Raw genomic sequence first — 21,708 nt, 5'->3', positions numbered from 1 at the left:
TGCATGCCGTGGGGTGAATTCAAGGATACTGCCGCCGAGCGCAGACTGTTCCAGCGTCGTGCCATGGTTATGCTGGTGTTTGTTTTCCTGCTTTTGCTGGTGCTTGTCGCCCGCATGTACCAGCTGCAGGTGGTTGAGCACGACATTTATACTACGCTCTCGGATAAAAACCGCGTTCAGGTCCAATCTGTGCCCCCTCCACGAGGGCTCGTTTACGATCGCAACCATGTTTTGCTGGCGGAAAACCGCCCCGTCTTCAGTGTCACTGTTGTGCCGGAGCGGGTGGGCGACATTGATCATGCGCTGGAGCAGCTTGTCGGAATTCTGGATGTTTCTGATGAGGATCTGGAACGGTTTCAGCGCCGCCTCCGCGAACCACGCCGCCCGTTTCAGGAAATCCCGTTGCGCTACGATTTGACGGAGGATGAAATTGCCCGCTTGGCAGTGCACCGGCACGAATTGCCCGGTGTGGAAGTGGAAGCTGAGCTGGTTCGCTACTATCCCCATAGCGAGCTCACAGCACACGCGCTGGGTTTTGTTGGTCGAATCAACCGAGATGAGTTACAGCGAATCGACCCGGTTAACTACGCGGGTACAAACTACATAGGTAAATCAGGCGTTGAGCGGTTTTATGAAGAGTTGCTGCATGGGAAAGTCGGCTACCAGCACGTAGAAACCAATGCACGGGGCCGCACTCTAAGGGTTCTGGAGCGAGAGAATCCGGTGCCTGGTGAAGATCTGCAACTTCATATTGACCTGCGGCTACAGAGCCGGGCTCACGAACTGCTCGACGGTCGCCGTGGCGCAATTGTCGCCATCGAGCCGGAAACCGGCGGAATACTGGCACTCGCCAGCGTTCCCGGCTTCGACGCCAACAAATTTGTTACAGGCATCAGCGTTCCAGACTACCGTGATTTGAGTGAAAGCAAAGACAAACCCCTTTTTAACCGAGCTCTGCGCGGGCAATATGCGCCTGCCTCAACGATCAAACCCATGCTCGGCATTGCCGCTCTCGATAGTGGTGCAGTCACACGGGATCTCAGCATATGGGACCCGGGGTACTTCCAGATCAACTCCAAGGGGCGACGCTGGAGGGATTGGAAGCGCGGTGGACACGGCTGGGTTGATTTAACCCACGCAATGGCGCAGTCCTGTGATGTCTATTACTACGAAGCAGCGATAGAAATGGGCATTGATACTATGGTCGATTATTTGTCCCGCTTTGGCTTCGGTGAAGATGCAACTCTTGATGTTGCCGGAGCTTTAAGCGGCATTCTGCCATCCCCTGACTGGAAGCGAGCCACTCACAGCCAGCCTTGGTATCCGGGAGATACTGTTAATCTGGGCATTGGACAGGGCTTTATGCTCGCGACACCGTTGCAGCTGGCCACGGCAACGGCCTTGATAGCCAATCGCGGGGAGTGGGTTGAGCCTCGGCTGCTGAAAGATATACAGGGAGACAGGTCTGCGGAGGAGTTTTTGCCGGCCGAAACTCACGAGCCACTGCAGCTGAAAGATCCCAGTGATTGGGAGTTTATTACGGATGCCATGGCCGAAGTGATGCATGGGTCTAAGGGCACTGCCCGCGCTTCAGGTCGTGGTGCTTCCTATCGAATGGCCGGGAAAACTGGCACTGCCCAAGTATTCAGCCTTGCGGAGGATGAAGAATACGACGCTGAGGAAATCAAGGAGCGGCTGCGCGATCATGCTTTGTTTGTTGGCTTTGCGCCTACGGAAAAACCACAGATTGCGGTTGCTGTGATAGTTGAGAACGGCGGTGGAGGAAGCGGGACAGCAGCCCCTGTCGCTCGGGCTTTGTTTGATGCCTGGTTACTGGAGTTGTCATCCAGTGGTTCTGGTTCACTGGTTAGCAAAGCCGATTTGCAAAACGAGGTTCCCTGATGGCCGCGCGGGAAGTTTTCAGCTCAACTGCCAGCAATCCTCTTGGGCGCCCAAGAGGGTTTTGGTCTGCGCTACATCTGGACCCCATTCTTCTTTTTCTGCTGATTGCCCTGATCTCTGGTGGTTTGTTCATTCTCTACAGTGGCGCTGACCGAAATCTGGAGGTTGTAAAAGCCCAGAGTGTCCGTTTTGGGGTCGCTTTTGTCGTGATGCTTGTCTTTGCCCAGTTTGACCCCTCAGTATTCCGGCGCTGGGCGCCCTGGCTGTATGTGCTTGGTCTCGCGGGCCTGATTGCTGTGCTGGCTGTGGGAGTAGGCGCAAAAGGCGCGCAGCGTTGGCTGGCGTTGCCAGGATTGCCCAGATTTCAGCCATCGGAGTTTATGAAGCTTGTTGTACCCATGATGGCAGCCTGGTACCTGTCACGACATTTCTTGCCACCGCGGCTGTCCCGTATCGGCGTCGGCTTGGTTATAGCGCTTCTCCCAATGCTTCTAATTGTCAGGCAACCTGATCTCGGGACTTCACTTCTTGTTGGAATGGCCGGACTCTTTGTTGTGTTTTTTGCCGGAATGAGTTGGAAGCTCATAAGCGCTTTTTTGGCGATGGTTTCTGTTGCAGCCCCCGTGATGTGGTTTTTTGGCATGCGTGAGTACCAGAAACAGCGCGTACTCACACTTCTGGACCCCCAAAGCGATCCATTAGGCGCCGGCTGGAACATCATCCAGTCCAAAACAGCGATAGGTTCTGGTGGCGTAGATGGCAAGGGTTGGTTGCAGGGCACTCAGTCGCACCTGGAGTTTTTACCGGAAAGCCATACTGACTTCATCGTAGCGGTGTTGGCAGAGGAGTTCGGGTTTGTCGGGGTTCTTATACTGCTCAGCGTGTATTTCCTGATTATCCTGCGATGTTTGTTTATTGCGGTAACTGCCCAAGATTCATTCAGCCGTTTGTTGGCTGGCGCTCTGACCATGACCTTTTTTATATACGTGTTCGTGAATGTTGGAATGGTTAGCGGGCTGTTGCCAGTGGTCGGCGTGCCCTTGCCGCTCATTTCTTACGGCGGCACGTCAACCGTAACGTTGATGGCAGCGTTTGGTGTGTTGATGTCCATTCGTACTCACCGCCGGATGATCACGGCCTGATGTCAGGCTGGTAATGGTGGTCAGGGGTATGAACCCGTTACAATGGTAGTGGTTGTTGTCGCGTTACTATTTGGCAGCGTTTATTTTCAGAGGACATCTGCACAGTGAGATCAACTTGCTCAGATTTCTGGCCAGCCGTTGCGGCAGTCCTATTGCTGGCTGGCTGTGCTTCGGGCCCAGCACCTGCGCCCGCCGGCCCCGATCATTCTTCACGCTATACCATTACCCAGGACAGGGCGCCCTCAGGAAACTTTGATGTCTCGGGGCTGTCAGATGCCGTACCTGTATATCAGGCTCCGGCCAGGGCGGGAAACAAATCGCCCTATACAGTTTGGGGTAAGCATTACACCGTGATGGGCAGCAACGATGGCTATGTGGCTCGCGGTACCGCAAGCTGGTATGGCGAAAAATTCCACGGCCACAAAACGTCCAATGGCGAAACCTTTGACATGTACCAGATGTCTGCCGCCCATAAGTCCATGAGAATTCCGGGTTACGCCAGAGTTACCAACCTGGATAACGGCCAATCTGTGATTGTTCGGGTTAATGACCGGGGGCCGTTTCATGGTGACCGCCTGATTGATTTGTCTTATGCGGCGGCGAAGAAGCTGGGTTATCAATCCCGTGGAACCGCCCGGGTAGAAGTGGCAGCAATTACAGTGAAACCGGACGGCAGCATGTTCCTGGCCGGCCAGCCGTTGGTGTTGGAAGGACGGCCAGAAAAACAGCCAGCGCAACGCACTGTTGCCGTGAATGACGGGGCGGGCGGGGGGCTGTTTGTTCAGCTTGGTTCATTCAGTACCCGAGATCCTGCAGAGAAAATGCAGAGCCGTGCTATGAACATACTTGGTAGTTCTTCGGGAAATAACCCTGTGCGAGTGCGTGCAGTGGATACAGGCTCGGGACGCTTTCACCGTGTACAGGTGGGGCCTTTTCAGGATGAGGGCAGTGCGCGGACTATGCAGAGCCGCCTGGAAGCTGAAGGATTCAGGCAATCAATTGTGCTGACCGACTCTGATTAAGCATCGGATACACATAAAAACACACTTAACGACGAATGAATGGACCCATGGCATTAAAATCAGTTTTCCGCTCACTCTCTTTCATCTCAGCGATCTTTGCGTTTGTGCTGATGCTTTCGGTATCAGGCAACGCGGTTTCACAAACCGTGCTGATTCCTTCCCCGCCACAAATTGCTGGCAGTTCCTACGTGCTTATGGACCCGCAAAGTGGGCGCATTATCATGGAGGAGAACAGCAACGAGCGTTTGCCGCCGGCCAGCCTGACCAAAATGATGACGGCGTATATTGTTGAGCGTGAGCTGGACGAAGGCCGAATCAACATGTCCGACATGGTTCCCATCAGCGTCAAGGCCTGGAAAACTGAGGGGTCCCGCACGTTCGTTAAAGAGGGAACCAGTGTTTCTGTAGAGGATCTCCTCCGAGGCGTTATTATCCAGTCGGGTAACGATGCGTCTGTCGCACTGGCAGAGTTTATTGCCGGCAGTGAAGGCGCGTTTGTGGATATCATGAACCAGCAGGCCCAATTGCTGGGCATGAAGGATACCCACTTTGAGAATGCGACAGGGCTGCCAGCTCCTGACCACTTTTCTACCGCCTTTGACTTGGCGGTGCTGGCCCGTGCGATTATCAATGATTACCCGGAAAATTATCCAATCTACGCGGAGAAGCATTTTACTTACAATAATATTCGTCAGCCCAACCGCAACAGCCTGCTGTGGCGGGATGACAGTGTTGATGGCCTGAAAACCGGCCATACGGAAGAGGCCGGATATTGCCTGGTTGCGTCTGCCAAACGAAACGAAACCCGCTTTATCGCCACAGTAATGGGAACCAGTAGCTCCCAGGCGAGATCACAGGAAGTCCAGAAAATGCTGAACTATGGCTTCCGTTATTATGAAAGCGAGCGCTTGTTCCGTGCCGGCCAGCAGCTGATTGAAGCCAGGGTATGGGGCGGGGAGGCTGACAAGCTTTCAGTCGGCATGCTCGAAGATGCATATGTAACCATTCCCCGCGGATCCCGTGACAGCCTTGAATCCAGTGTGGATCTGGATTCAGTGATTAAAGCACCTGTAAGTGCCGGGGACGAGTTGGGCCGGGTGAAAGTATCACTTAACGGTGAGGTGCTGATCGACCAGCCAGTACTGGCACTGACAGAAGTGCCCGAGGGTGGCCTGTTCAAACGCATCTGGGATGCCATCAAGCTGTTTTTTGTTCAGTTGTTCCAATAAGGGCAGGCTTAGCCCGGGAGTGAAATAGTATGAGCGAGCCGAAAGCGCCAAAAATCGAGTTTCCCTGCGACTATGCCATCAAGGTGATTGGCGATGCTGCCCCGGATTTTAAGGAGTTTGTGGTCGCGGTTGTTGAGCAACACGCGCCAGGAATCAAAGAAGCCGATGTCTCGGTAAAAGACAGTCGGGAAGGTCGGTTCTGTTCGGTCAGATTGAATATCATGGCGACCGGTGAGCCGCAGTTAAAGGCCTTGTTTGAGGACCTCAAAGCCAGTGGCCGCGTGCATATGGTGTTATAAGCCACATGTCTGAGCTGATTGTCAGGTCGTTGGGGCAGCAGCCCTATCTGGAAACCTGGGAAGCCATGAAAAGCTTCACAGCGGGTAGGAATGAGCACACCAACGACGAGCTCTGGTGCCTTGAGCACCCACGTGTTTACACCCAGGGCCAGGCCGGCAAGGCAGAGCATATCCTGGCGCCGGGTGATATCCCGGTGATTCAGGTAGATCGCGGCGGACAGGTAACCTATCACGGCCCCGGGCAGTTAGTGGTTTACCTGATGATCGGGCTGACCCGACGCAAGATTGGGGTGAGGGGGCTTGTTGATATTATTGAGCAGGGCATAGTGCGCACCCTGGCCGAGCTCGGTATTGGTGCAGAACCCCGGCCGGATGCGCCAGGTGTGTACGTTGGGGATGCAAAAATTGCCTCCCTTGGGTTGCGGGTTCGTCGCGGGTGCTCCTTTCATGGTCTGGCGTTAAATGTCGACATGGACATGGCGCCTTTCCAGAGGATCAATCCTTGTGGTTATGCGGGGCTGGCTATGTGCCAAATCAGCGACTTTGTTGCTACTGCGTCCATTGAAGACATTGAGCAGAGGTTGGTGGCCCAGCTGATAGCCGGGCTAGAGGATTCGGCTGTGAGTTATCGTAAGGGTTGGGACGGTTAGGCCCGCTTTCCTCCCTGATACTCACCATCCCAATACTCGCTGTACAATGCACCGCTTTTGGCCCAGCCATAACAGCTTGTGTTACGTTAAAGCATCAGATCAGAGTGGGGAAATTCCCAGATTCGCACAGGTTATACATGTCATCCAGACGCCCAGATAATTCAGTCTCCCGCATCAAAACAGGTAGCTTCGAGCGCCGGTTGAGCCTTACTCGCGCCGGACTCTTTGCCGGAACGCGTGTGGCTTCGCACATGGCTACAAACTGGTTCAGTAGCAAGGAAAACCGGGATAAGCGCCACCGCGCCATGATGTCCAAGCAAGCCCACCTTTTGGTGGATGAGTTGGGCAAGTTGAAAGGGAGTGTGGTCAAAATCGGCCAGGTGATGGCGCTGTACGGCGAGCATTTCCTGCCCGAAGAAGTTACCGAAGCCTTGCACACGCTAGAGGATCAGACAACTTCATTGGAGTGGCCGGCAATTGAGCGGGTTCTGAAAGCAGAGTTGGGCGAAGAGAAACTTGCGGAGCTGGATATAGACCGTGAACCCATTGGTGCTGCGTCCCTTGGCCAGGTGCACCGTGCCTTGCGGCGGAGCGACGGCCTGGAACTGGTGCTGAAAATTCAGTACCCGGGTGTTGCCGATGCGGTGGACAGTGATTTGAACGCGGTGGCGCAGCTGCTCAGGGTGGCCCGGCTGGTGAGCTTCGGGCCCGAGTTTGAGGATTGGCTGGAAGAGGTGCGTGAGATGATGCACCGGGAAGTGGATTATCACCTTGAAGCGCGCACCACTGAGAAGTTTCGCCAATTGCTCCTGGAGGACCCGCGGTTTGTGGTTCCCCGAGTGTTACCAGAGTATTCAGGTTCTTTGATTATCGCTTCTACCTACGAGCATGGGCATTCTGTCAGCGCCAAGGTGGTTCGGGAATTACCGTTGGAGCGCCGGAGTGCTCTCGGTGAGGCTGCACTTGAGCTGTTCTTCCGGGAGTTGTTTGTTTGGGGGGAAATTCAAACAGACCCCAACTTCGGAAACTACCGTATCCGAATTGCTGGAGAATACGGAGACGACGGCGAAGGCGTAGAGCATGACCGCATCGTGCTGCTGGACTTTGGCGCAGTGCAGTCCTACACAAATGAATTTCTCGATCCGGTTATTCAGATGATACGGGCCTCGTACGAAAACGACCTGGATGCGGTGATCGACGGAGGCGTAAAGCTCCGTTTCATGAGCACTGACTGGCCTAAAGAGGTTTTGGAGAAATTTGGGCAGGTGTGTATGTCGGTTCTGGAACCATTGTCCAGCGACCATGCAACCTGGCCTGATTACGCGATTAACAGCAAAGGCCAGTATCGCTGGAAACAAAGCGATCTGCCATCACGGGTAGCGCGGCAAGCAGCACGCTCCGCCATAAGCCGATACTTCCGCGTGCCACCCAGAGAGTTTGTGTTTCTTAACCGCAAGCTGATCGGGGTGTATACCTTTATTGCTGTGTTGCACTCGGAGTTCAATGGTGAGCCCTTGCTGCGAAAGTACCTTTATGGCGAAGGTGATGATATGCCCGATGCTTCTGCAACCAGCCAGATCACAAAGGCATAACGCACACCTTTACCTATACCCACAAGAACAATGAAGTTGAGCCAGGGCACGCGCATAATACCGCCAACCAGCGTGAGTGCGTCGCCGCCGATGGGCAGCCAGCCCAAAAGTAAAGACCACTGACCGTAGCGGTTAAAACTGTTTCTGGCCTTGTGCAGTTGTGCCTCACTCAGGGGGAACCAGCGCTTGTGCTTGAAGCGATCCACCTGCCTGCCGATGATGCCGTTCACCACCGACCCCAGGGTGTTGCCCAGCGTGGCCCAGAACCACAGCCAAAACATGGGGTAGCCCTGAACAACCAGTGTGCCAGTCAGTATTTCCGAATAGGCTGGTAGCAGGGTGGCTGCTGCGAACGAGGTCAGAAATAACGTCAGGTAAACCACAGAATTGTCCTTGCAATGATAGGCATTTAGCTCATACGCCGTGCGAAAGCGCACTAAGTATGATCCGTTACTATCGCAGCTATTCAAAGCATCAATTTTTTAATTTTCCACAATCATGTCATCATGACGCTGTTTTTTTAACACCCTTTTAACTACTCCGGAATTGTTTCGGGGTATCTATCCCGGAGGTTTTTTATGGAGCAGGTGACAATTTACGGCCGTGAAAGTTGCGGTTTTTGTGTGCGGGCAAGAAGCTTGTGCGAGTCCCGCAATATGCCGTATGTCTGGGTAGATATGATCGAGCAGAATATGACCAAAGAAGACGTTGCAGATAAAATTGGCCGCGCGGTTCACACAGTGCCACAAATTCTTGTGGGTACCCGCTACATTGGCGGCTATGACGATTTTTCGGCGTATGTGCGAGAGCTCTAAGCGGGTATGACCCCATTAAATCATGCTGATGAGAATAAAAAAAGGCTCTGCGGGTAACCGTAGAGCCTTTTTAATCGGCGCAAAACTGATCGGGCGATCAGATCTGGAAATCGGCCTTCAGTTTCTTTTCCGCCAAGGTGTTTTTGAGCTTGGCTACCTTGGGAAGGCCGTTCTCAAATGGAGGAAAGTTCTCACCCGCGATCAGAGGCAACAGGTAGTCGCGACAGTCCTGAGTAATACCAAAGCCATCATCTGTAATGTAATGGATCGGCATTTTCTTTTCCTGGTTAGCGACTTCGCTCAGCGGAGCCTCACCAATTGACCAGACATAAGGCTTTGCTTTCTCGCGAACAATAATTGGCATTACCGCCTGCTTGCCAGCCAAAGCCATTTCAACAGCAGCTTTCCCCACAGCGTAGGCCTGCTCAACGTCTGTGGCAGACGCAATATGCCGTGCACTGCGCTGGAGGTAATCCGCCACTGCCCAGTGATACTTGTGCCCCAAAGCTTGCCGAACCATGTTGGCCAGTGCTGGCGCTACACCACCGAGTTGAGTGTGGCCGAAGGCATCTTTGGCGCCGGCATCCGCAAGGAAACGACCGTCTTCATACTGGGCGCCTTCGGAGGCCACCACCACGCAGTATCCGTATTCTTTCACGCAGGAATCGACCCGCTCCAGGAATGCTTCGCGATTAAACGGGATTTCCGGAAACAGAATAATGTGGGGCGGCTCGCCTTCACCTTGGCCCGCCAGGCCGCCGGCAGCCGCAATCCAACCAGCGTGGCGCCCCATGACTTCAAGTATGAATACCTTGGTGGAGGTTTCGCACATGGATTTGATATCCAGGCTGGCTTCCAACGTGGAGGTGGCAATGTACTTGGCGACAGAGCCAAAGCCCGGGCAGCAGTCGGTAAACGGCAGGTCGTTATCGACGGTTTTGGGAACACCAATGCAGGTAATGGGGTAACCCATGGTCTCGCCAATTTGTGAGACTTTGTAGGCAGTATCCTGGGAGTCGCCGCCACCGTTGTAGAAGAAGTAGCCAATGTCGTGAGCGCGGAATACTTCGATCAGGCGCTCGTATTCCCGGCGGTTTTCCGAGATGTTTTTCAGCTTGTGACGGCAGGATCCAAAAGCACCACCAGGGGTGTGGATCAACTCCTGAATGGCCTCATCACTTTCGAGGCTGGTATCAATTAGCTCCTCGTATAGCGCGCCCAGTATGCCGTTGCGCCCGGCAAATACTTTGCCGATTTTCTCCGGGTGCTTGCGTGCGGTTTGAATGACCCCGCAGGCGCTGGCGTTGATAACAGCGGTAACACCGCCAGACTGAGCGTAAAATGCGTTCTTGATGGCCATCTCGGGGTGGAGTCTCCAGTTGATTCGACAATGCTGCAGATGATACGTCAAACGCCCGCAATTTTCATGGCTGTAAGTGCGGATAGCAATGCGCTTGACGGCACTGAACGGATACGGGAGGCTTGTCGGGTTTCAACGCAGAGGACAGCTGGCGAATGCATATTCATATACTGGGGATTTGTGGCACATTTATGGGCAGCCTTGCGGTATTGGCAAGGGAGCTCGGCCACACAGTTACCGGTTCCGACCAGGGCGTTTATCCGCCCATGAGCACGCAGTTGGAAGCCCAGGGCATCAGCCTGATGGAAGGCTACAGTGCGGAGCATCTTGAGCCCAAGCCAGAGCTGGTGCTTATTGGTAACGCCATGTCCCGGGGCAACCCTGAAGTAGAGGCGGTACTCAATCGCAATATCGACTACATGTCTGGCCCGGAGTGGCTGGCAAGAGAAGTTCTGCGGCATCGTTGGGTCTTGGCAGTTGCCGGCACCCATGGCAAAACCACCACCACCGCCATGCTCCTGTGGATTCTTGATCAGGCCGGGCTGGCGCCCGGGTATCTGGTGGGCGGCGTGCCTAAGGACTTTCCGGTTTCAGCCAGTCTCGGCGATAGCGATTTTTTTGTTATCGAGGCCGATGAGTACGACAGCGCTTTTTTCGATAAGCGCTCCAAGTTTGTTCACTACCGCCCCCATACCCTGATACTCAACAACCTTGAGTTTGATCACGCCGATATCTTTGAAAACGTAGAAGCCATTGAGCGTCAGTTTCATCATCTGGTTCGCACGGTGCCTTCCCAGGGATTGATTGTTCGTCCGAGCCTGGATAAGCATCTGGATAACGCACTTGCGATGGGGTGCTGGAGCCCGGTTCAGGATATGGCTATCGGTAGCGAAGCTGCCACATCGGTTGATTGGCGTGCCGAACTATTATCAGAAGATGGCAGCCGATTTATGGTGGTTCACCATGAACAGCCCGTTGCGGTGGTGAAGTGGAGCCAAACGGGTATGCATAATGTTCGCAATGCCCTTGTAGCCATTGCTGCTGCCAAGCATGTGGGGGTAACGCCCGATCATGCCGTGGCAGCGCTTTGTCGCTTCTCTGGCGTAAAACGCCGCATGGAGTTGCTGGCGGATATTGGTGGAGTGAAGGTTTACGACGACTTCGCTCACCACCCAACTGCCATAGAGACCACGCTGGACGGATTGCGTAATCAGGTAGGTGAAGAGCCGGTTATTGCACTTATTGAACCTCGCTCTAACACCATGAAGCAGGGCGTTCATCAGCATACGTTACTGCCGAGTGCTGCGTTGGCAGACAAAGTTTATTGGGCCAACCTGAACACCATGGATTGGCTACCAGAGTTGGTATCCGCATGGCAGTCTGATAACGCGGAATCCGGCAAACACTTTGTTGAATCCACCGTAGAAGGGCTGATTGAGCGTGTAATGACGGATCTGCCAAGCCCCTGCCACATCGTCATCATGAGTAACGGTGGATTTGGTGGTATTCACGACAAGCTTGTAGCCGAGCTTGAGCGTATCCATGGCTGACCCGGCACACAAGGAGCTGCATCTTTGACCCAAACCATGCCCGATAATTTGTCGAACGCCCGCACCATCAACCTGGCGTTCACCGGAGCTTCCGGCGCCCAGTATGGGTTGCGCCTGCTGCAATGTCTGGTGGCAGCGGGCTGCCGGGTTCATGTGATGATAAGCAAGGCAGCACAGATTGTTATTGCAACGGAAACCGACCTGAAGCTGCCGGGCAGCCCTCCGGCCATGCAGAAAATGCTATCGGAATATGCATCAGCTCAGCCAGGGCAAGTGTTGGTGTTTGGGCGTGAAGACTGGTTTTCGCCACCGGCATCCGGCTCTGGTGAAAAGGCCCCTTTGGTGGTGTGCCCCTGTAGTACAGGAACGCTTTCCGCAATGGCCACTGGCGCCAGTAATAACTTGATTGAGCGGGCTGGGGATGTGGCGCTTAAAGAGCGGCGTCAACTGATTCTGGTGACTCGCGAATCGCCATACTCCCAAGTGCATCTGGAGAACATGCTGAGACTTACCCAAATGGGAGCGGTCATCATGCCGGCCAGCCCAGGGTTCTACCATCGACCGGAATCAGTGGAGGATCTAGTGGACTTTATTGTGGCTCGAATCCTCGATCATCTGGGCTTGCCGCAAGACTTGATGCCCCGCTGGGGTGAGGCTCGGTTGAGCGCCAAAATGAGTCGCAACGATGGTTTTGGCCAGCAGGATTGATGGTTTTAACCATTGAGCAAACCCGCCTGCAAGAAGAGACTTGGTGAACGTTAATTACAACATTGTTCACTGACTGAGGTTTACCATGATTCCACGCACGCTCTTCGATGCAGACCTTGACGGCTTTCGGGACTCTGTCCGGAAATTTCTTGAGCAAGAAGCCGCGCCATACCACGAGCAGTGGGAAAAAGATGGCCAGGTCAGCCGCGAGCTATGGGAAAAAGCCGGGGAGCTGGGCTTTTTGTGCCCTACTATGCCTGAAGAGTACGGCGGTGTAGGTGCTGATTTCCGATACAGTGCGGTTATTATGGAAGAAGTCTCCAGGGCCGGGCTTTCGGGCATTGGCTGGACGCTACACTCCGATATCGTTGCACCCTACATTTTGAATCACGGCTCCGAAGAGCAGAAAAAACATTATCTGCCGAAAATGGCGACTGGCGAGATGATCACCGCGATTGCCATGAGTGAGCCAGGTGCGGGTTCTGACCTCCAGGGTGTGAAAACTACCGCTCTGAAGGATGGTGACAACTACATACTGAACGGCTCAAAAACCTTTATCACCAACGGCCAGATGGCCGACCTGGTGATTGTTGTCGCCAAAACCGATCCAAAGGAAGGTGCAAAAGGCATCAGCCTTCTGCTGGTTGAATCCGACTCAGAGGGGTTTCAAAAAGGCCATAACCTGAACAAGGTTGGTATGAAAGCTCAGGACACCTCGGAACTGTTTTTCCAGGATGTGAAGGTTCCCACCAAGAATCTGCTCGGTTCGATGGAAGGGCAGGGGTTTATGCAGTTGATGATGGAGCTTCCTGCCGAGCGTTTGCAGATTGGTATTACTGCAATTGCTGCCGCAGAAGCAGCCTGGCAGTGGACTCTGGATTACGTGACCGAGCGCAAGGCTTTTGGCAAGCCAGTGATCAAGTTCCAGAACACCCGCTTCAAAATGGCTGAGATGAAGGCCGAAATCACCGCGGCCCGGGTATTCACCGACCGTTGTCTGGAACTCCACCTGGACAAAAAACTCGATATACCCACAGCAGCCATGTTGAAGCAGTACACCACGGATTTGCAGTGCAAGGTAATGGATGAGTGCGTTCAGTTGCACGGTGGCTACGGCTACATGTGGGAATACCCCATTGCCCGTGCCTGGGCTGATTCGCGGGTTCAGCGCATTTACGGCGGAACCAACGAGATCATGAAGGAGATTGTTGCTCGCGCGTTTTAAGCTGCACAAAGCAAACCCCCGGGCCAAATCCCGGGGGTTTCTTGTTACTAAACTTTACAGATTGCCAAACCTATCAAGGTCTCCGGCTTCCACATTCCCTAAAGTAACGGCACAACCTCTAACAAGGATAAACGGTTGCCGTGATGAAACCCCTTATTTTCCTGCCTGTTTCCCTACTTTTTCTCACCATTGCCGGCTGCGGCAAGGAATCTGATGAACTGCCTGTAGATGGTCGTGATTTCGACGGTGTGCAATACAGTGAGCTAAAATCCTATACAGGACGGGTGATCGACGGTTACCTGAAAAATGCCCGGGTGTGGCTGGATATGGATGGCGACAGCCAGTACACGCCGGGGCCCATGGAGTATGAGCTGGCATCCGGCCGCACGGTTACCTTGCTTTCCGGCGAGCCCACCGCCCTGAGTGGCGAGGATGGCGAGTTCGCGCTGGATATCTCAGAGCTGGTGCTGGACCCGCAGGTTGGCCCCGATATCGATCCGCGCCAATTCCCCTTATATGCTCTGGCACTGCCGGGTAAAACCCTGGAACAGACCCGCATAGGGGATGTGCCGGTGTCTCGCGCCTTTTTGCTTTCTGCGGCGCCGGGCGAGCGTAACATCACCCCGTTAACCACTCTGGATCGCTACCGCCGGCTTACACAATACGGAGTGTTTCCGGGCTCTGATAATACAGCGTTGTCCGGCTTGGCGGGCATCAACTTGCTGAGCGACTATGTGCTTGCCGAAGATGATCGGGCCCATGCTTATGCGCGAGCCCTGGCGCGCTTCTCGGCCAGCCAGCTACCGGATGAGTACAGCGACGCATGGGGCTTGCCGGGCAGTGATGGCACAGAGCGTTTACTTAGCTCTGAGAAGGTGTTTATCCTGGGCGTTTCCCTGTTACAGAATGCCAGTGATGTAACCGCAGTTGTAGACGCCGCTGCCCAAGGTAACTACGCAAACGTCGACACCGACCTCCTCGACTTGCCGCAAGTGCCATTGCAGTTGAGTGACCCATTACTATTGACCAGCCAGCGCGTTTATGCTCAGAACAAGCAGTCGAATCAGCTCCCGGCCAACAGTACGAACTTGAAGGTTTCGGCTGAATTAATGTTTGATTACAGCGAAGATGGGCGGCTGCAATCCATCAGCGCAAACGGCTGCCTTGCACCTTCAATGCAAGAGATTGCCAGGCTGGCGAGTGTTAATGGGTATATGTCAAAACTCAGTACCCAGTGGTTGCCGTCAGCATCGCTATCACTTAAAAGCGAGTCGGCTTATTCCGCTCCGGGCGTTGATGAGCGTTTGACCTTCAACTGGCAAGAACGCACAGCAACATTCGAGACCAGCACTGAATGCCATATAGCTAAGGGCGTTCAGTCTGGCTCGACCGAGCTGGGAGGAGATCCAGAGGTGCGCTACAGCTGGGAATTTACCGATGGGAAGTTAGCGGAGCTGGTGGCCCGGATTCCTCAACAAGGCGCTACCTTGACGCGGACGCTAGTGCCAAAACTCTCTGCTGATACCACTACCAGTATTACTCCTGCTGGCTTTATTGGCTACGAGTTACTGGAAAATGGCGTTGAGGTCGAGTCTCTGATTTACAGCAGTTCGCTGAAAAGTTGTGCAGCTGAGGAAGAGAGCGCAGCGCAGGCAGTTACAGGATATCATCGCTATGATTTTTCTGGCTATGCGCCTCAGCCTCCCATTTTTACCGGACTTTCTTTAGAGTTTGATACCCGGGGTGGCGTCATGCGCCCACTACGCTACGGCTTCCTGGCGCCAGAGATGTCTGGGCTGGGTCACGTCGCTGCCCCTAATGGTTTTGAGTGGGCGATGTACTACTCACCCAGAGCCAGCGAGACACCTCGTGGCGGGACGCCCAACCTGATTGATAGCGCGTATCTCAAGAGGTACGTCCCTGGTCGTGCCTGTGGCCGTTCGTTCGAAGATTCCAGGACGGGCGTCTATGCGAGGATAGAGTACCAATATAAAAACCTCTCTCAATATCTTGTGGAGCGGCTGGATTAGTTGGCGGCAAGATAAGGTGCGGTCGTAGGAGTATAAGTAGAGGCGCATCCGAGTTTAGCAATAAGGATGCGTCAGTAATTAGTATGAAAAACGGGCAGTAGCGAGCTTCTTGCTAATTAGGTTTGCTTCAGGGGTATGAGATTCACACAACCATTTCCTGGGGAAAGAAATGGTGCCGAGGAGAGGACTTGAACCTCCACGGGGTTGCCCCCACTAGCACCTGAAGCTAGCGTGTCTACCAATTTCACCACCTCGGCAGGTGATTTGCAGCTTTGCCTTTAGTTTGTTGAAAACTGGGCGTTTCTGCCTAAGATGAGCATGTCGTCTCATCCAATGGCGCGTACTTTAGTAATTCCCGCTTAAGCTGTCAAACATTTTTTTAGTAAAAGCCCGGCAGGTAATTGTGCGTATTAAAGGAGGGTTGTTAGGCAGTCTATGCCTACCAACGTATACTGTATAGCAAATGTAGTTGAACAGCGCCGTTGTGGCGCCGCATTGAGCAAGGATTTTAATGGTTTCCAGGAATAAAAAACACAAAGACCCCCACGCCAGCCGTGAGGCTCAAAAATATGATAACCCGATCCAAAGCCGGGAATTCATAATTGCACACTTGAAAGAGCGGGGGGCTCCGGCAACACACGAAACATTGTGTGCCGAACTTGGCCAGACAGAACCCGAAGGTATCGAGGCGCTACGGCGTCGTCTGATCGCCATGTGCCGGGATGGCCAGCTTATCTGTAACCGGCGTGATGCTTATCTGCCGATTGAAGAGGCAGCCCTGGTTAGTGGTCGGGTTATTGGTCACAAAGATGGCTTCGGCTTTCTGGTGCCGGATGATGGCGGGTCAGATCTGTTTCTTACTGCCCGGCAAATGCGCCGTGTGTTTCACGGCGACCGGGTAGCTGCCCGTGTAGACCGGGTGGACGACCGTGGCCGTCGTGAAGGCGTTATTGTTGATGTAATTGAACATCGCACGCAGCAAACCGTAGGGCGCTTCTTTAATGAAAGCGGCATTGCCTACGTGGTGCCGGAAAACACCCGCATCAATCACGAAGTGTTGGTGCCGAAAGAGCATGTTTGTGAGGCGGTTCATGGCCAGTATGTGGTTGTGGATATTTTACGCCAACCCACGATGCGGACCCAACCTACCGGAAAGATTGTCGAGGTTTTGGGTGAGCACATGGCGCCGGGGATGGAAATCGACGTGGCTATTCGCTCCTACGATATTCCCCATGAGTGGCCGACAGCAGTAGGCGAGCAAGCGGCCGCTATAGCTGCTGAGGTTGAAGAGAAGGATAAGCAGAATCGGGTCGATATCCGCAACATGCGGTTGGTGACCATTGATGATGAAACCGCCCGGGACTTCGACGACGCCATCTATTGTGAGCCAAGAGGCCGGGGCGGTTATCGCCTGGTCGTAGCGATAGCCGACGTGTCTCACTATGTTCGCACCGGCTCACCACTGGATGAAGAAGCGCTGCGCCGGGGTAATTCTGTGTACTTCCCGGATCACGTGGTGCCCATGCTTCCGGAGAAGTTGTCTAACGGTCTGTGCTCCCTGAACCCGGATGTTGATCGCTTGTGTATGGTCGCAGATATGACCATCAGCGCCGCCGGTAACATCAGTGGCTATAAGTTTTACCAGGCGGTAATGCGCAGCCATGCCAGGCTGACTTATAACAAAGTCAGTGACATGCTGGAGCGGCCAGATACTGAGCCGGGGTATCGCTTATCCGCACAGTATGCTGATGTGCTGCCACATCTTCATAATTTGTACGATTTGTACAAGCTGTTGCGCAAGGCGCGCACAGAGCGTGGCGCTATAGACTTCGAAACTACCGAAACCCGCATTGTTTTCGACGCTGAGCGTAAAATCGAAGAGATTGTGCCTGTGCATCGTAATGATGCGCACAAGATTGTTGAGGAAAGCATGCTGTGCGCTAACGTAGCCGCTGCACGCTTCCTCAAAAAGCACAAAATGCCTGCTCTTTACAGGGTGCACGATGGCCCTTCAGAAGAGCGTCTCAACTCGGTTCGCCTGTTCCTGGGTGAGCTGGGTTTGCAGTTGACTGGTGGCGACAAGCCAACGTCAGCGGATTATCAGGAGTTGCTGTCCCAGATAGTCGACAGGCCAGATGCGAACGTGATTCAAACGGTTATGCTTCGGTCGCTGAGTCAGGCGGTTTATAGCCCGGATGAGAGTGGTCATTTTGGCTTGGGCTTCCCTAGCTACGCTCACTTTACTTCTCCGATTCGCCGCTATCCTGACTTGATTGTGCATCGGGCTATCAAGTCCCGAATCCACAATCCCGAGGTCACCAAGGATGTGGTATCACCGGCTGAGCATGACGCTGCCCTGGTTGAGTATCCCTACGACTACGCCAAGATGGAGCAGTTGGGTGAGCATGTGTCGATGACTGAGCGGCGAGCAGATGATGCAACCCGCGATGTTATGGCCTGGCTCAAGTGCGAATTTCTCAGCGACCATGTGGGCGAAGAATTTGATGGCGTGATCGCTGCTGTTGTGCCCTTTGGCTTCTTTGTTCAGCTGGCGGATGTTTACATCGAAGGTCTTGTGCATGTTTCCACCTTGAGTGGCGACTATTTCCATCACGACGCTGCCAAGCACCGTTTGATTGGTGAGCGCACGGCCATTAGCTTCCGCTTGGGCGACGAGCTGCGTGTTCGTGTGATGCGGGTTGGTATGGAAGATCGCAAGATCGACCTGGAGCTGGTCAGTGAACCGAAACGGCGAAAGGCTGATCGGGATGCTTTGGGCGTGACCCGGCGCGATACTGGCGGTAAAGACGGTAAGCGCGCTGATAAAGGGCGTGGCAGGGCATCTGCAGGAGCCAAAGCAAGCAAGGGCGGGAAGCCCGGGAAAGCCGGGAAGTCCGGGCGTGGAGGCAAGCCGGAAAGCGCGAAAGCTCGCTTGGTGGCAGAAGCTGCTCGTGATGCCGGTAAAAAACCCAAGAAGGATTCAGGTAAATCTGAAGGTTTAAGCAAGCCACGGAAATCACGTAAGACAGGTAAATAACAGGAATCCAGACCAGTGTCCCAGGAATTTGTATTTGGTTGGCATGCGGTTGAGGCAGTCCTCAAGCGTGAGCCTGAAAGGTTGCAGCGGGTTTGGATTCAGACTGGCCGGCAGGACAAGCGAGTAAAGTCGATCACAGACACCCTTGATGAACTTGGGGTGAAGTGGGGGGTTGTCCATCGCCGGGAGCTGGATGAGCGCGTTGGTGGAGTTCACCAAGGTGTTGTTGCGGCGGTTAGTGAGAGTCGTGAATGGACCGAGGGCGATCTTCTGGCCCAGCTTGCGGCCAGCGACAAGCCTCCGTTTCTGTTGGTGCTGGACGGTGTAACTGACCCTCACAACCTGGGTGCGTGTATGCGCACTTGTGATGCGGTGGGCGTTCAGGCCGTTATTGTTCCTAAAGACAAATCCGCTTCGCTTACCCCGGTGGCTCGCAAAGTTGCTTGCGGTGCGGCTGAGACGGTGCCCTTCGTGCGCGTGACAAATCTGGCCCGGTTTCTGCGCGCATTGCAGGATCAGGGTGTTTGGTTGATCGGCACTGCCGGTGAGGCGAAGGTCACACTGTACCAAGCTGATTTTAAAGGCCCGGTTGCGCTGGTGATGGGTGCAGAGGGCAAAGGCATGCGTCGGCTTACCCGTGAGCACTGCGATCAGCTCATTAACATACCCATGCTTGGCCATGTGGATAGTCTTAACGTTTCTGTCGCTACCGGCGTTTGCCTTTACGAGGCATTGCGTCAGCGTATTGGTTAACCCTTGCACAGAAGCCCCGGTACGCCTAGAATACGTGACCCCTTTTTTTAGGGGGAGGTTTGTATTGCCTCTTGTCAGGTGTGCAACACTTCGCTTTTGATTAAGGTTTTTCTGTAAGGCCTTATTGATAAAGCACAAAAACCGGCAGTTCAGGCTGTCACCTCCTTGCTTTCATGCTTCACGGCCAGTCCGCGAATTAGAGAAAGCTGCTTAAACCGTAGGGAGAACTCATGCGTCACTACGAAATCGTATTTATGGTACACCCGGATCAGAGCGAGCAAGTGCCCGCGATGATCGAGCGTTATACCAGCCTCATCACTGAAGATGGCGGCAAGGTAGAGCGCTTGGAAGATTGGGGTCGCCGTCACATGGCATACCCGATCAACAAGATTCACAAGGCTCACTATGTGCTGATGAACGTTGAATGTTCACAGGCAGCAATGGACGAGCTGACTCACAACTTCCGGTTCAACGATGCCATCATCCGTGACCTGATTTTGCGTCGCGATGAAGCTGTTACTGATATGTCTCCGATGAAAGCCGCTGAGTCCCGTGAGGACCGTCGTTCCGGCGGAGATGATCGTCCGCGTCGTTCGGCTGAATCTACTGAAAATCGTCAAAGCGAGCGCCAAGACGAAACTCAGTCAGCGGATTCCCAGGACGAAGAAGAGTAATTAACCGGAGTTGAGGAGTTACGTTATGGCTCGTTTTTTCAGACGTCGTAAATTCTGCCGCTTCACGGCAGAAGGTGTTAAAGAGATCGATTACAAGGATCTGGACACCCTGAAAGGCTACATTACTGAAACCGGCAAAATCGTGCCTAGCCGTATTACTGGCACAAAAGCACGTTATCAGCGTCAGCTGGCTAGCGCTATCAAGCGCGCCCGCTACCTGGCACTGCTGCCGTACTCGGACAGCCACGATAACTAAGTAACAGATAAACAGGACTTGGGACCATGCGTGCACTGGCACAATTTGTAATGCGCGGTCCCCTGCAGGCCAGCGGGGTAGCAGCAGTAACAACTGCGATACCTTTGCTGTTCTGGATTGGCGCAGCGGTTGTTGGCCTGGTTGTTCTCAGGCTTGGCATCAGCCAGGGGCTTAATATCGGTCTTTGGGCATTACTGCCAGCACTTGGCTGGAGTGTGTTCGGGGGCGATCCAACGGCCTTGGCGGTGCTGCTGCAGGTGATGCTGATGGCGTCCATGCTCAGAACAACCCTGTCCTGGGAGAAAGCCCTTCTTGGAGGGAGCTTTCTGGCTATAGTCATGGGGCTTATATTGCCCGTGGTGTATCCCGGCCTGATGGACGAACTTGTTCGCGCCGGGGTCAGTTTTTACGAACAGTACAATGCTGAAGTGGCCCGCTCGCTTGGGAGTGATCTCGAGGCGGTTATACGGGACACCATGAACGCCAGTATGGCCGGTAGTTATCTGGCAGTCGGCGTGGGCATGACAATGCTGGCAAGATCGTGGCAGTCGGGTTTGTACAATCCCGGCGGGTTCCGAAAGGAGTTTCATGATCTCAAGCTGTCACCTGCCGTTGCTGTGATGCTTGCCGTGACCATGGTTGTAGGTCCATTTCTCGGGCTGAATGCCATGTTGCTCGGCTGGATAGCCGGAACGCCGATGTTTTTGGCGGGGCTGGCACTTGTTCATGGCGTTGTTGGACGTAAAAATCTGAGTGGTCAGTGGCTTGCAATGTTCTACGTTGCGCTGGTACTTCTGGGCCCAAGCCTGATGATTCTGTTAGTGGTTCTGGCTTTTGTGGATAGCTGGCTGGATATCCGGAGGCGAATAAAGCCCGCCGGGCCGGCTGAATAAAGCACGAAGAGGTTAACGAGATGGAAGTTATTCTGCTCGAGAAAGTTGCAAACCTTGGCACCCTGGGCGACAAGGTAAAAGTTAAGTCCGGTTACGGCCGTAATTACCTGCTTCCGTACGGCAAGGCTGCGCCTGCCACTGAAGCAAACGTGAAGGCGTTCGAAGAGCGTCGTGCGGAGCTTGAGAAAGCAGCAGCTGAGAAGCTGGCAGCAGCACAGGCTCGTGCTGAGGCGCTGGAGGAAGCATCCTTCACTGTGACCTCCAAAGCAGGTGACGAAGGCAAGCTGTTCGGCTCTATCGGTGTACGCGATATTGCTGAGGTAATCACTGCTGCAGGTACCGAAGTAGAGAAGAGCGAAGTTCGTCTGCCAGAAGGTCCGCTACGGACAACTGGTGAGTATGAAATCGAACTTCACCTGCACTCTGATGTAGAAGTGACTGTAAAGCTGGCGGTTGTCGCCGAGTAAGCTGTTTTTATGGAAACAGCGCTGGGCCTGGCCCGGTCAGTCCAACAGACCCGATCCGTTTAATACGGCTTTCGGGTCTGTTGCTTTCTGGTATGCTGTAAATA

20 protein-coding genes and 1 tRNA gene are annotated in these 21,708 nt (G+C 54.0%); 18 read left to right on the top strand and 3 right to left on the bottom strand.

Features of this window, described 5'->3' with window-relative positions; genetic code table 11:
- Positions 1-3 precede the first annotated feature (3 nt).
- The 7 genes from mrdA to CDH47_RS11925 all read left to right on the top strand — a co-directional run bounded on the left by mrdA (position 4) and on the right by CDH47_RS11925 (position 7,836).
- Entirely contained in the window at positions 4-1,902 is a 1,899-nt protein-coding gene (gene mrdA, locus CDH47_RS11955) for a penicillin-binding protein 2 (protein WP_100640116.1), read from the top strand.
- Complete coding sequence (gene rodA, locus CDH47_RS11950) at positions 1,902-3,044, top strand: rod shape-determining protein RodA (RefSeq protein WP_100640115.1); 1,143 nt, start codon at positions 1,902-1,904, stop codon at positions 3,042-3,044. Before mrdA ends, rodA begins: the two co-directional genes overlap by 1 nt.
- 104 nt (positions 3,045-3,148) lie before the next feature.
- A complete protein-coding gene (locus CDH47_RS11945; protein WP_193601651.1) occupies positions 3,149-4,066 on the top strand; it encodes a septal ring lytic transglycosylase RlpA family protein in 918 nt (305 codons plus the stop codon).
- Positions 4,067-4,113: 47 nt separating this feature from the next.
- Complete coding sequence (locus CDH47_RS11940; protein WP_100640113.1) at positions 4,114-5,295, top strand: D-alanyl-D-alanine carboxypeptidase family protein; 1,182 nt, start codon at positions 4,114-4,116, stop codon at positions 5,293-5,295.
- Positions 5,296-5,324: 29 nt separating this feature from the next.
- Entirely contained in the window at positions 5,325-5,594 is a 270-nt protein-coding gene (locus tag CDH47_RS11935; RefSeq protein ID WP_100640112.1) for an HP0495 family protein, read from the top strand.
- A gap of 5 nt (positions 5,595-5,599) precedes the next feature.
- Positions 5,600-6,244 carry a lipoyl(octanoyl) transferase LipB gene (gene lipB, locus CDH47_RS11930; RefSeq protein ID WP_100640111.1) on the top strand — a complete coding sequence of 215 codons (645 nt, stop codon included), beginning with the start codon at positions 5,600-5,602 and terminating at the stop codon, positions 6,242-6,244.
- Positions 6,245-6,381: 137 nt separating this feature from the next.
- A complete protein-coding gene (locus tag CDH47_RS11925) occupies positions 6,382-7,836 on the top strand; it encodes an ABC1 kinase family protein (protein WP_100640110.1) in 1,455 nt (484 codons plus the stop codon).
- Here CDH47_RS11925 and CDH47_RS11920 read toward each other — a convergent pair.
- The gene (locus tag CDH47_RS11920) at positions 7,776-8,219 is read right to left on the bottom strand and encodes a YqaA family protein (protein WP_100640199.1); all 444 of its coding nucleotides are present in this window, start codon (positions 8,217-8,219) and stop codon (positions 7,776-7,778) included. The two genes, CDH47_RS11925 and CDH47_RS11920, sit on opposite strands and share 61 nt — an antisense overlap.
- 195 nt (positions 8,220-8,414) lie before the next feature.
- On the opposite strand from CDH47_RS11920, the gene CDH47_RS11915 reads away from it, so the two are divergent.
- Positions 8,415-8,651: a GrxA family glutaredoxin gene (locus CDH47_RS11915; RefSeq protein ID WP_100640109.1), complete on the top strand. Its 237-nt coding sequence runs from the start codon at positions 8,415-8,417 to the stop codon at positions 8,649-8,651.
- A gap of 97 nt (positions 8,652-8,748) precedes the next feature.
- On the opposite strand, the gene CDH47_RS11910 is transcribed toward CDH47_RS11915, so the two are convergent.
- Complete coding sequence (locus CDH47_RS11910) at positions 8,749-10,011, bottom strand: 6-phosphofructokinase (protein WP_100640108.1); 1,263 nt, start codon at positions 10,009-10,011, stop codon at positions 8,749-8,751.
- Between the two features lie 155 nt (positions 10,012-10,166).
- On the opposite strand from CDH47_RS11910, the gene mpl reads away from it, so the two are divergent.
- The 4 genes from mpl (at position 10,167) to CDH47_RS11890 (ending at position 15,524) form a co-directional block, all read left to right on the top strand.
- Positions 10,167-11,561 (top strand): UDP-N-acetylmuramate:L-alanyl-gamma-D-glutamyl-meso-diaminopimelate ligase, encoded by a 1,395-nt coding sequence (gene mpl, locus CDH47_RS11905; RefSeq protein WP_100640198.1) that lies wholly within the window; start codon positions 10,167-10,169, stop codon positions 11,559-11,561.
- A gap of 36 nt (positions 11,562-11,597) precedes the next feature.
- Positions 11,598-12,269, top strand: a complete 672-nt coding sequence (locus tag CDH47_RS11900) for a flavin prenyltransferase UbiX (RefSeq protein ID WP_100640197.1) — start codon at positions 11,598-11,600, stop codon at positions 12,267-12,269.
- 85 nt (positions 12,270-12,354) lie between these two features.
- Positions 12,355-13,494, top strand: coding sequence for an acyl-CoA dehydrogenase family protein (locus CDH47_RS11895; protein WP_100640107.1), 1,140 nt, complete (start codon positions 12,355-12,357; stop codon positions 13,492-13,494).
- A 143-nt stretch (positions 13,495-13,637) separates the two neighbouring features.
- Positions 13,638-15,524, top strand: a complete 1,887-nt coding sequence (locus CDH47_RS11890; RefSeq protein ID WP_100640106.1) for a hypothetical protein — start codon at positions 13,638-13,640, stop codon at positions 15,522-15,524.
- A 170-nt stretch (positions 15,525-15,694) separates the two neighbouring features.
- Here the strand turns inward: CDH47_RS11890 and CDH47_RS11885 are convergent.
- A tRNA-Leu gene (locus tag CDH47_RS11885) sits at positions 15,695-15,781 on the bottom strand.
- A 254-nt stretch (positions 15,782-16,035) separates the two neighbouring features.
- Here CDH47_RS11885 and rnr point away from each other — a divergent pair.
- The 6 genes from rnr (at position 16,036) to rplI (ending at position 21,604) form a co-directional block, all read left to right on the top strand.
- Positions 16,036-18,561, top strand: a complete 2,526-nt coding sequence (gene rnr / locus CDH47_RS11880) for a ribonuclease R (RefSeq protein ID WP_100640105.1) — start codon at positions 16,036-16,038, stop codon at positions 18,559-18,561.
- 15 nt (positions 18,562-18,576) lie between these two features.
- Positions 18,577-19,314, top strand: coding sequence for a 23S rRNA (guanosine(2251)-2'-O)-methyltransferase RlmB (gene rlmB, locus CDH47_RS11875; protein WP_100640104.1), 738 nt, complete (start codon positions 18,577-18,579; stop codon positions 19,312-19,314).
- A gap of 230 nt (positions 19,315-19,544) precedes the next feature.
- On the top strand, positions 19,545-19,988 hold the full coding sequence (rpsF, locus tag CDH47_RS11870; protein ID WP_100640103.1) for a 30S ribosomal protein S6: 444 nt from the start codon (positions 19,545-19,547) through the stop codon (positions 19,986-19,988).
- 25 nt (positions 19,989-20,013) lie between these two features.
- On the top strand, positions 20,014-20,244 hold the full coding sequence (gene rpsR / locus CDH47_RS11865; protein ID WP_100640102.1) for a 30S ribosomal protein S18: 231 nt from the start codon (positions 20,014-20,016) through the stop codon (positions 20,242-20,244).
- 26 nt (positions 20,245-20,270) lie between these two features.
- The gene (locus tag CDH47_RS11860; protein ID WP_100640101.1) at positions 20,271-21,137 is read left to right on the top strand and encodes a YybS family protein; all 867 of its coding nucleotides are present in this window, start codon (positions 20,271-20,273) and stop codon (positions 21,135-21,137) included.
- 20 nt (positions 21,138-21,157) lie between these two features.
- Complete coding sequence (rplI, locus tag CDH47_RS11855; protein WP_100640100.1) at positions 21,158-21,604, top strand: 50S ribosomal protein L9; 447 nt, start codon at positions 21,158-21,160, stop codon at positions 21,602-21,604.
- The last annotated feature ends 104 nt before the right edge of the window (positions 21,605-21,708 follow it).

The organism is Marinobacter salexigens (assembly GCF_002806945.1).
GTDB lineage: Bacteria > Pseudomonadota > Gammaproteobacteria > Pseudomonadales > Oleiphilaceae > Marinobacter > Marinobacter salexigens.
This window is presented reverse-complemented; position numbering and strand designations above follow the sequence as displayed.

Bases quoted from the DNA above. Each gene is read 5' to 3' on its own strand.
- CDH47_RS11940 (WP_100640113.1), top strand. From the start codon at position 4,114: ATGGCATTAAAATCAGTTTTCCGCTCACTCTCTTTCATCTCAGCGATC.
- CDH47_RS11895 (WP_100640107.1), top strand. From the start codon at position 12,355: ATGATTCCACGCACGCTCTTCGATGCAGACCTTGACGGCTTTCGGGAC.
- CDH47_RS11925 (WP_100640110.1), top strand. From the start codon at position 6,382: ATGTCATCCAGACGCCCAGATAATTCAGTCTCCCGCATCAAAACAGGT.
- rpsR (WP_100640102.1), top strand. From the start codon at position 20,014: ATGGCTCGTTTTTTCAGACGTCGTAAATTCTGCCGCTTCACGGCAGAA.
- CDH47_RS11935 (WP_100640112.1), top strand. From the start codon at position 5,325: ATGAGCGAGCCGAAAGCGCCAAAAATCGAGTTTCCCTGCGACTATGCC.
- mpl (WP_100640198.1), top strand. From the start codon at position 10,167: ATGCATATTCATATACTGGGGATTTGTGGCACATTTATGGGCAGCCTT.
- CDH47_RS11915 (WP_100640109.1), top strand. From the start codon at position 8,415: ATGGAGCAGGTGACAATTTACGGCCGTGAAAGTTGCGGTTTTTGTGTG.
- rpsF (WP_100640103.1), top strand. From the start codon at position 19,545: ATGCGTCACTACGAAATCGTATTTATGGTACACCCGGATCAGAGCGAG.
- CDH47_RS11860 (WP_100640101.1), top strand. From the start codon at position 20,271: ATGCGTGCACTGGCACAATTTGTAATGCGCGGTCCCCTGCAGGCCAGC.
- CDH47_RS11890 (WP_100640106.1), top strand. From the start codon at position 13,638: ATGAAACCCCTTATTTTCCTGCCTGTTTCCCTACTTTTTCTCACCATT.
- rplI (WP_100640100.1), top strand. From the start codon at position 21,158: ATGGAAGTTATTCTGCTCGAGAAAGTTGCAAACCTTGGCACCCTGGGC.
- lipB (WP_100640111.1), top strand. From the start codon at position 5,600: ATGTCTGAGCTGATTGTCAGGTCGTTGGGGCAGCAGCCCTATCTGGAA.
- CDH47_RS11910 (WP_100640108.1), bottom strand. From the start codon at position 10,011: ATGGCCATCAAGAACGCATTTTACGCTCAGTCTGGCGGTGTTACCGCT.
- mrdA (WP_100640116.1), top strand. From the start codon at position 4: ATGCCGTGGGGTGAATTCAAGGATACTGCCGCCGAGCGCAGACTGTTC.
- rnr (WP_100640105.1), top strand. From the start codon at position 16,036: ATGGTTTCCAGGAATAAAAAACACAAAGACCCCCACGCCAGCCGTGAG.
- CDH47_RS11900 (WP_100640197.1), top strand. From the start codon at position 11,598: ATGCCCGATAATTTGTCGAACGCCCGCACCATCAACCTGGCGTTCACC.
- rodA (WP_100640115.1), top strand. From the start codon at position 1,902: ATGGCCGCGCGGGAAGTTTTCAGCTCAACTGCCAGCAATCCTCTTGGG.